This is a genomic window from Methylobacterium trifolii (genome assembly GCF_022179685.1).
Taxonomy (GTDB): domain Bacteria; phylum Pseudomonadota; class Alphaproteobacteria; order Rhizobiales; family Beijerinckiaceae; genus Methylobacterium; species Methylobacterium trifolii.
This window is the reverse complement of the sequence record NZ_BPRB01000115.1, coordinates 1-9,015: the sequence shown is the minus strand read 5'-3', so window position 1 is coordinate 9,015 and position 9,015 is coordinate 1. Positions and strand designations below refer to the sequence as shown.

Sequence of the window (9,015 nt, the reverse complement as noted above, 5' to 3'; positions counted from 1 at the left end):
AGGTGCTGACGTCGGACACTCAACGCTAGACGCTTGAGCAGGATTGAGCGCTGCATCGACCCGCGCTGCCGGAACTACGGCTTCGGCGTCGCCGCGGACGCTTGAGGCACCGCCCTGCTGGTGTCCTTACGGGGAGGCCCACTCGCACTCGCAGAGATAAACCCAAGGTCGAATCGAAGCCGGCTCCTTCCCTTGCGCCTACGCGTGTCTACGTGTTTTCCCTCGATGCTTTCTGAGATCGATTGTGCAAAATCGATCTGGTCGGCACAAAGCCGATAATGCCTATGCCAGCGGCTTTTCAACCAGTTCAATCCGCTCGTGACGGAATCTCTAGCTCGGGATGCGGGTCTCATTTGGTTGCCCGCCTATGACGGACGAAGGTGCGAGTGTCAGGGTCGCCAACCAGCATTGATGAGCCTCAGCCGGGTCCGCGTACGTACCGTGTGTTCCGTGTAAGGCATGATGGAACCGTAGGGCGGGCTGATATCCTCGACGCACAAACCGACGCTGAGGCGAAAGCCGTAGCGGCCACGCTCCCCAACGGTCACGGTATCGATCTCTGGGAGCGTGCCCGCTACCTTGCCAGCTATCCCCCTCAAAGCGCGACACACCCTGAACGCTGATCGTCAAAGAGTTGTTCACTTGGTAAGACTACGAGCCCATCTCTTAGCTCATACCAATCGGCATTGATCATAACCGATAGGTCCAATGGCGCAGTCCGATGGACATGATCTTCCAGGGCTGCGCGATGAGACGGGTCCAGGCGTCGCGACACCGCTCAATGATGTCGTCATAGGAGGCGAAGATGCGGTCGCCGAGCCAGTTGTCGCGCAAGAACTGCCAGACAGCCTCATCCTGAACATGTCGAAGGGCGTCCTGCCACCAGAGTTCAATTGGCGTGCCGGCCGGGAGCTGTGCGCGGATCAACGTCACCTCTGCGGGCAAGGCTTTTTGCAGGCCTGGAGCGCGGCGGGGTCCTGCGTATGATGGCGCGGGCGTGCCGACAGCTTGACGAAGCCGAGCCGCTCGAGCGTGCGACCCACCGTGCTCCCGTCCAGACTCAACCCGAAGCTGGCGTAGATCCAGGCGGCCAGATCTTTCAATGGTCGACAGTGAGATCCTCGTGCAACAGCACGGAGGCGGATACGGCAAACCCTCCCGGTTCGCCTCATCGAACCAGATAAACGACCGCTTCGAAACTTCGTGGGTCATCATCATCGCCGACTGGTATTAGACCATTGGCGGGACGCAGACGTGCACAGAGGATCGTAAAAATTGCGCGCTTCAAAGCAATATTGTGTGAAATTTTTATAAATATCCTGGTATTTTCAAGTTCGTGCGCTGGTTTCAGTATACATGTTGTTTGTATCAGATGTAAGTTCGTATAAAGTGAAAATGTAGTCGATTTGTTTCGATCGAAATTTCGGCTTTCGACATTCCTTATCCCTGCACGGTCTGTCGTCCGGCGCATAAGATTATAGTAATCTACATTTTATCATCAAATGTATTATGAATAACTCGTATATTGCTCAATTAATAAAATCATACGTTGCCAAATAAAATTACGGATTCGACTAATTACATTCATTCACTATATTCGCAGCCCGTCTCGTTGATGCGCGAGTACCGGGAGCCAGTCAGAGTTCCGAGAAAGCCGACCAAAATACAACTATGGATTGTATGTTAGGATTTTAACAACCCCCACAATGCGACATCGGATTGAGCCGAAAGGTTTCGATAAACCGGCGCTCTCGCGATCAGGACCATGCCGCTACGCACCCGTCGGCCGACCTCTCATGCGATCCTGCCTCATCGAGGCGGTGCGACCGCCATCGAGTTTGCACTGATTGCGCCCGTGTTTCTGCTGATCCTGTGCGCTTGGACCGAGGTCGGGCTCTGCCTGATGATGGGGAGCGCCTTGGACAACGCCGCGCGTGATGCGAGCCGCCTGATCCGTACCGGCGCAGCGAGCGAGGCGAGCTTCAAGGCGGCCGTGTGCGCCAAGGTCGCGCCGATCATCCCGTGCACCGGCATCGTCTACAACGTTCAAACAGGATCGAGCTTCTCGGGCCTCGGCGTCGTCACCGTGTCGAGTACGGGCACATTGTCGAGTACCGGCTTCACTGTGGGCGGCTCCGGCGCGGCGATGCTTGTGCAGGTCGCCTATCCCAAGCCGGCCTTCTTCTCATCGCTGCTCAAGGCGGCCGGCTTCGGTGGCAACGTCCTGATCCTGACGACGCTTGCCTTCCAGAACGAGAGCTACTGATGAGTGGCCTCATACGATGCTTCCGGCACGATCGTCGCGGCGTAGGCGCTCTCGAGTTCGCGTTGATCTTGCCTGTCATGCTCACAGCTGTGCTCGGCAGCGTTCAAGTGTTCCTCCTCGCGCGCGCGAAGATGCTCACCGTCGCCGCAGCCCGCAACATTGCCGACCTCGTGTCCCAGCAGGACAGCGTCACGGCCGCGACGATCTCGGATTTCTGCATCGCGGGCAGGCTCTCCATGCAGCCGCTGTCGAGCGCCACGCTGAAGGCCGCCGTCGCCAGCGTCGGCTATTCCAGCGCGGCGTCGGCTCCCACCATTGTCTGGAGCGACGGGACCTGCGGCAGTGTCGCGAGAATCGCGACCGCTGCGACCCTGGCGAAGTCCGTCGTCGTCGCGAACGGCGACAGCGCGATCGTCATCTGCGCGACATACACGCTCGCACTGCCGATTTCCTTTCCGCTCGGATCGAGCTTCGCCCTCACTGGAACCGCAGTCGCGCGCCCCCGCAACGGCACGGCCGTGGCTTACGGCAGCTGACATCATGACAGACGTCCGAGGCGCACCATGAACAACGCTTTGCGTCTGTCGGCCAGCGGGTACTGGCGTGATCGTCGCGGCGTGTTCGCGTTGTGGTTCGGTGTCGCGATGATACCGATGATGCTGTTTGCCGCCGTAGGGCTCGACCTGATGCGGGCCGTCAACCTGCGCGCACAGCTACAGGCGGCCGCGGATGCGGCTGCCCTTGCCGGGGCCACCGCGTTCACCTCCGCCTCGGCGAGCGCGGCCGCGACGGCGATCGCCAACCGCTATATGGCCGGAGCGGCCACTCAGCTCACCACGAGCAGCACGTCGAGCCCGCCGACCTACACGACCGCGGCGAACGTCACCAGCAGCGGAGGCGCAACGCTCTACTCGGTGACCGTGGCGGCACAAGCGACGATGACGAGTTCGCTCATGAAGATGTGGGTGAATGCGGTTCCCGTCAGGGTGACGGCCACGGCACAAAACCCGACCCTCTCGATCACGTTCACATTGTCCAGCTTCGCCAGCAATGCCGCCGACGCGGATGCGATCTATTACTATACCGTGCCGAGCGATGGCAGTGTCCCATCAACTGCGTCGTTGACTCTTCTGTACAGCAACACCAGCAGCACCAGCGGAAAGACAGTCACCACTCTGGTCACGGCTGGACAGAAGATAGGCTTTGCGCTGAAGAACGTCACCGGCGGTATCACGCCCTACCTGCTCAACGGCTACCTCGGTTTTCAGGGCACCACCCACTGGTTCTACTCGCATCTCATGCCTCCGAGCACGCAAGCCTATTCCTGGGTTTCGCAGAACTGCAATCTGCAGGCGATTGCTTCCGATACGGGCGGAGCGGTCAAGAACGGTTCGTGCTTCTCGGCATTGCCGAGTTACGCCACGGTCAATTGCTCTCAGTCTCCTGGAAAGACGATCACGTATTACTGGAATGATATGGGTGGTCTTATCGACGACAAAGATTACAACGATGCCGTTTTCACTGTAACGTGCTCAGGAAAAGCGGGATCAAACAGGTCAAATGTCGTCTTGGTAAAATGACATTTTTCATATTCAGCCCCAGGTCCGGCTGGGTCGGGTCGGCTGTGTAGCGGGCGGATGGTGGATCTGGTTCCGGGCAGCGGCGCGACGGCATCGCCGTGAGGCCGCCCGCCGCAATCGACCCCCCGGACGGTTTCGGACATCAAGCAGACCAGGCTGCGTCGCGGAATGCTCGCCCCGGGCCGAGGGGCGACGAGCGCCGATCATCACGGGTCAGCCGGGGACGATGCGCTCGTCGAGTTTCCGATCCACGGTCCGGACCGTTCGTTCGATCTCGGCGTCGGGCATGCCGAGTTGGTGCGAGATCAGGTTCACCAGCAGGTCGACCCGCTCGATGAACGGCGCCCCGCTCGCCACAGCCCGGGCGGCCGAGGAGGGCTTCAGCAGGCTCTCGGCCGCCTTTGCGTATTTCTCGAACGGGACCTGGTCCCCCGGATCGGCGCCGAGCCGGCGGGCCACCGCATCGACGTGGTCATAGATCGCACGGGAGAGCGTCAGGTCGTCGTGCACCGCGTCGCGGATCGAGCGCGGCTCCTGCGCGGTGATGCAGCGGTAGTTCCCCGTCAGCAGCATCGACCACTTCGCCAGGGGGACGAAGAGCGAGTCGAACACCTTGAGCTTCACGGGAACATCCTGTCCGTCGATCCGGACGGCGTCGATGTCGGCCTCCAGTTCCCGGAGCAACCGGTCATGTCCCGCGTCGGCGAACGTCGCCGCCTTGAAATTCGTCGGCAGCCCGACATGCAGGACGTTGGCGCCCTCGTCGGCGGGGCGGAACGCCTGCGGGTCCGGCGAGCACAGCGACATCAATCCGGGCTCGAAACGATCCCACACCCCGGCATTGGTGTAGGCATCCCGCAGGTCCATGTCCGCCAACGCCTGAATCCGATTGAGATACGGCAGCGGCGGCATGTTCATGATCGACAGGCAGGGCAGCTTCGCGGCGGCGATCTTGATCATCAGCACGCGGATCGTGTGGTTGGTGTATTGCGGCTCCTGCATCGCAAGGCCGACCAGGTCGTATCGCGAGACGTCGACGTCTTCCGGCGGCCGCGCGTCCAGGGTTCCAGGCAGGTCGCGGGAGAAGAAAGAACGGTGGCTGGACTCGTCGCGCAGCTTGATGCGGACTTCCGTGCCCTCGCGGTTGATGAGATCCGCAGTCTTCTTGCGGCAGACCAACGTCACGTCGTGACCGGCCATCAACAGCTTCGTCGCCAACAGGGAGCCGTATGACGCCCCGAGGATCAATATTCTACGCGGCATTATTTGCTCCCCGTGGCGGAACGACTGTTTTATTGAGGTCCACTCAGCGACCCTTCTTGCATTCTTTATACACATTCGCCGAACCGATATGCAAGGCACCGCGCGGCGTCCGGTCCTGATTTCGCTGCGATAGGACCGAGCCTCACGGGGTGCGTCGCTTGCGGTGGTGCCGGCCCATGTCCCGCGTTGGGCGCGAGGCGATCGTCCGCATCCGGCACCGAGCCGCTCATCCGTCAGCCGCTGGCGGGGGAGGACAGCCGACCATCAGCGCGGTCGGACCTCGCCGGGAACGTCCGGCCGGGGGTCGGATACGAAACCGTCGCGGTTCGGCATCCTGACCGCGGCCAGGGACGCCGCGTCGATGACGGCGTCGCCCGGCACGAGGCCGTTCAAATGGAGGATGTAGGCCGAGACGGCGTAGACCGCGTCGGTGTCGAGCGATTGCGGCGCGTTCAGGGGCATGGCTCGGCGGATATAGTCGAACAGCGTCGGCGCGTAGGGCCAGAAGCTGCCCACGGTCTTGATCGGCTTGCCCGAGGCGAGACTACCCTGGCCGCCGACGAGGCGCTCGCCGGTTCCGCCTTCTCCCTTGGCCCCATGGCAGCTCGCGCATTGAGACGCGAAGAGGATTTGGCCTTGCGCGACGCTGCCCTGTCCCGCTGGAAGCTTGCGGCCGTCGCGATCGATGTCGATGTCCCAGGCCGCGATTTCCGGCTGGGTCGCCGGCCGGCCGATCCCGTAGCGCGGGCTGGCATTGGCTGCGGCCGCGGCTGCTGCGAGACCGGCCGCGAGGACGAACGGCCTAAGCTTTGACGAAGCCATTGCTGACCGCTCCGCTCTCGGCGATCCGCCAGGGGATGATCGCGTTGTTGTGGTAGAACGACTTCATGCCACGCACCTGCGTCAGCGCCTTGAAGTCGGGCTGCACGTAACCGGTCTCGTCGGTGGCGCGGCTGAGGATGGCCGTCGGGGTGCCGTCCCAGGTCCAGGGCAGCCGGAAGCGGGTCAGGGCGCGCGTCAGGACTGGAGCCTGCAATTGCGCAACGGTCCAGGTCCGACCGTCGTTGACGGAGACCTCGACCTGCGTGATGCGCCCGTGTCCACTCCAGGCGATGCCGGTGATCTCGTTGTAGCCCCTGTCGATCCTTTGCGTGCCCGAAGGGCGCGTGATGATCGACTTCGCCTCCATGTAGAAGGTGAACTGGCGCGCCGTGCCGTCCGGCATCGAGTCCGTGTATTTGGAGGTCTCCTCGCGCGAATGGGCCGGCTCGGCCGTCACGTTGAGGCGACGCAGCCATTTCACGTTCATGTTGCCCTCGAAGCCGGGCAAGAGGACTCTCAACGGATAGCCCTGCTGCGGACGGAGCCGTTCACCGTTCTGGCTGTAGACCAGCATCGCGTCGTCGAGGCACTTGTCGATCGGGATGCTGCGCGTGAGCGCGGCGGCATCGGCGCCCTCGGCAACGACCCACTTCGCCTCGGGCCTGAGGCCGGCCTCGGCCAGCACCGTCTTCAGAGGCACGCCGGTCCACTCGGCACAGCTCACGAGGCCGACGAGATCCGACGCCGTGCGGCCGCTCATCGCCTCGAAACCCGGGTTGCCGGAGCATTCGATGAAGTGGATCCGCGATTCCGACGGGAAGCGCCGGATGTCCGCCATGGTCAGGATCAGCGGCGTCTCGACGAGGCCGTGGACCATCAGCCGGTGCTGGCCGGGATCGATCTCCGGGATGCCGCCGTGGTGTCGCTCGTAGAACAGCCCGTTGGGCGTGATGATTCCATCGAGCTCCTGCAGCGGTGTGCGGCTGGACGCAGAGATGTATTGCGGCAGGCCCTTCGGGATGTTCCGGACGACCTGCTTCTCGAAGGGCGAGGGCGTGCCATAGGGCTCGCTGCCGACGTCGGCGCCCGGCACCTTCATCCAGTCGGGGATGTTCGGCGGCCCGTTCGGTTCTGAGCCGGCCTCCTGCGCCGCGACGGTGCCAGACACGACGGCGCCACCGACCAACGCCGCACCCCGGCCGAGGAGATGCCTACGCTGCGGCGATTCGAGACCGCCGCCGTCCCGCCGCCCCTTGCTCATCGCCCTGCTTCCTCCGACCTCGGCGCCCTCTCGGCTCCAGTCCGATGCATCGGGTCTGAACCCACCTGCGTCGTTCGGGAGCTTAGGCGTTCGGTCATCTCGGTTCGAAGTCTGGCGGCCTTCGGGTGGGCGCGCAAGCGGCGGTCCCCGAGACGGGACGCTCCCGCCATCGCCGCGTCCGGCTCTCAGCGACCCATCCCGTAGAACTCGTCGTTCGGCCGCATGTTCGTGACGTTGGCGAGACGGTTCGACATCCCGAAAAACGCGGCGATCGCGGCGATATCCCAGGCATCCTCCTGATCGAAACCGTGCTGCGCCAGGGTGGCGAAGTCCTGGTCGTTTACCGTGTGGGCCTCGAAAGCGACCTTCACAGCAAAATCGATCATGGATTTCTGGCGTTCCGTGATGTCGGCCTTTCGATAGTTGATGGCGACCTGATCGGCGATGAGTGCGTTCTTCGCACGAATGCGAAGGATCGCTCCGTGAGCCACGACGCAGTACTGGCACTGGTTCAGGTTGCTCGTCGCGACGACGATCATCTCCCGATCGACCTTGGTCAGGTTGCCGGGTTTGTCCATCAGCGCGTCGTGATAGGCCATGAAAGCGCGGAACTCGTCCGGACGGTGTGCCAACACCAGGAAGACGTTCGGGATGAAGCCGGACTTTTCCTGCACCGCGAGCAAACGCTGGCGCAGATCGTCCGGCATGGCGTCCAGGTCCGGCACGGGGAACCGGCTGATCGGCGGCTCGAGGTTTCGATCCATGGGCTCTTCGCTCGCATCGCGGCTCTCCTGAGCCGACGGGATCAGCGGATCACGACAACGCCTCACGGGAAAGGCGTATTTCGCGGTTCCAGCCGGGGGCCGCCGCCATCCGCAGCCCTACGCGGGTGCGGGCCGACCGTACAGTCGGGAGACGTGCCAGCGCATGATCCATTGGTGGGGCGAGCAGCCCTATTGCGCCTTCTCGTGCTCGGACAGACCGACCGCCTTGTAGTCGTAGGCGGGATAGAACTCCGTCCGGTACGCGCCCCATGCCGTGTCCTCGAGCACGCGATTGACCTCGCGCAGCCGCGTGGCCGGAAGCCGGAGCACGATGATCTGGCCGATGCCCATGACGACATTCCAGGACACCACCTCGATGCCGGGCGGCGGGAACGCCTTGTAGAAACCCTGCCTGGCGAGCTGGGCATTCAGCTCGGCGAGCGGGCGCGACTGGTCGTGTCGCAGAAAGACCGTCAGCAGCGTCGCGTTGTCCGGCGTCGCCGAGGCGGTGCCGGCCTGAGGCGCCGCGACCGACTGGGCGACCGCCACACCATCGTTCGCCGCGTAAAGGACGGCGGAGATCGCGAGCAAGGTGAGCGGCCATGCCTTCGGTCGTCGGTCTCGCATCGCGTGTGTCCCTGAACGCGGCTGGGGGTTCGTCATATCGTCGACGGTATCACAAGCTTGGCAAGACGGAGAATTCGGTGGGACGATCCTGCCAACCGCCGCGCGCGGGATGCGCCCCGAGCAGGAGCGGGTCTTCCTAGAGACCTATCCGCGCAAGCGTCCGACGCGTCAGGCTGGCCACGGTCTTCGACACCGCGTCCGGTTATGCACCTCGCTCATGGCCCGCGGCCGATCTCCATGAGCAGACGCGTCAACAGGTAGAGGCGCGGGACGACGCTCTCGACCTCGGCGTATTCCTCCGGCGTATGGATGCCGCCGCCGACGATGCCGAGGCCGTCGAGCGTCGGCGTGCCCGCGGCTGCGGCCAGGCTCGAATCCGCGGCGCCGCCGCTGCCTTCCAGGGTGAGCTTTCGGCCGACCTCGGCGTAGATC

General features: G+C 63.2%; 9 protein-coding genes and 1 pseudogene. 3 read left to right on the top strand and 7 right to left on the bottom strand.

Annotation, left to right across the window (positions count from 1 at the left end):
* Window positions 1–690 precede the first annotated feature (690 nt).
* A pseudogene (locus COGEMETH_RS11080) lies at window positions 691–1,103 on the bottom strand (winged helix-turn-helix domain-containing protein); the annotation flags it as partial.
* Between the two features lie 662 nt (window positions 1,104–1,765).
* On the opposite strand from COGEMETH_RS11080, the gene COGEMETH_RS11075 reads away from it, so the two are divergent.
* From COGEMETH_RS11075 to COGEMETH_RS11065, 3 genes are read left to right on the top strand one after another with little or no spacing between them, the layout of a single operon-like run.
* Window positions 1,766–2,266 (top strand): TadE/TadG family type IV pilus assembly protein, encoded by a 501-nt coding sequence (locus tag COGEMETH_RS11075; RefSeq protein WP_283214983.1) that lies wholly within the window; start codon window positions 1,766–1,768, stop codon window positions 2,264–2,266.
* Entirely contained in the window at window positions 2,266–2,802 is a 537-nt protein-coding gene (locus tag COGEMETH_RS11070; RefSeq protein WP_283214982.1) for a TadE/TadG family type IV pilus assembly protein, read from the top strand. The genes COGEMETH_RS11075 and COGEMETH_RS11070 overlap by 1 nt, the downstream gene beginning before the upstream one ends.
* A 27-nt stretch (window positions 2,803–2,829) precedes the next feature.
* A complete protein-coding gene (locus tag COGEMETH_RS11065) occupies window positions 2,830–3,846 on the top strand; it encodes a pilus assembly protein TadG-related protein (RefSeq protein ID WP_238182619.1) in 1,017 nt (338 codons plus the stop codon).
* A 213-nt stretch (window positions 3,847–4,059) separates the two neighbouring features.
* Here COGEMETH_RS11065 and COGEMETH_RS11060 read toward each other — a convergent pair whose 3' ends face one another.
* The 6 genes from COGEMETH_RS11060 to COGEMETH_RS11035 form a co-directional block, all read right to left on the bottom strand.
* Window positions 4,060–5,109, bottom strand: a complete 1,050-nt coding sequence (locus COGEMETH_RS11060) for a ketopantoate reductase family protein (RefSeq protein ID WP_238182622.1) — start codon at window positions 5,107–5,109, stop codon at window positions 4,060–4,062.
* A gap of 264 nt (window positions 5,110–5,373) precedes the next feature.
* Window positions 5,374–5,931, bottom strand: a complete 558-nt coding sequence (locus tag COGEMETH_RS11055; protein ID WP_238182618.1) for a c-type cytochrome — start codon at window positions 5,929–5,931, stop codon at window positions 5,374–5,376.
* Window positions 5,912–7,192 (bottom strand): sulfite dehydrogenase, encoded by a 1,281-nt coding sequence (gene soxC, locus COGEMETH_RS11050; protein WP_238182617.1) that lies wholly within the window; start codon window positions 7,190–7,192, stop codon window positions 5,912–5,914. Before soxC ends, COGEMETH_RS11055 begins: the two co-directional genes overlap by 20 nt.
* A 185-nt stretch (window positions 7,193–7,377) precedes the next feature.
* Window positions 7,378–7,956 (bottom strand): peroxidase-related enzyme, encoded by a 579-nt coding sequence (locus COGEMETH_RS11045; RefSeq protein WP_238182616.1) that lies wholly within the window; start codon window positions 7,954–7,956, stop codon window positions 7,378–7,380.
* 189 nt (window positions 7,957–8,145) lie between these two features.
* Window positions 8,146–8,538, bottom strand: a complete 393-nt coding sequence (locus COGEMETH_RS11040; RefSeq protein ID WP_373875347.1) for a hypothetical protein — start codon at window positions 8,536–8,538, stop codon at window positions 8,146–8,148.
* Between the two features lie 260 nt (window positions 8,539–8,798).
* On the bottom strand, window positions 8,799–9,015 hold a 217-nt coding region (locus COGEMETH_RS11035), incomplete at its 5' end, for a M20/M25/M40 family metallo-hydrolase (protein ID WP_238182614.1).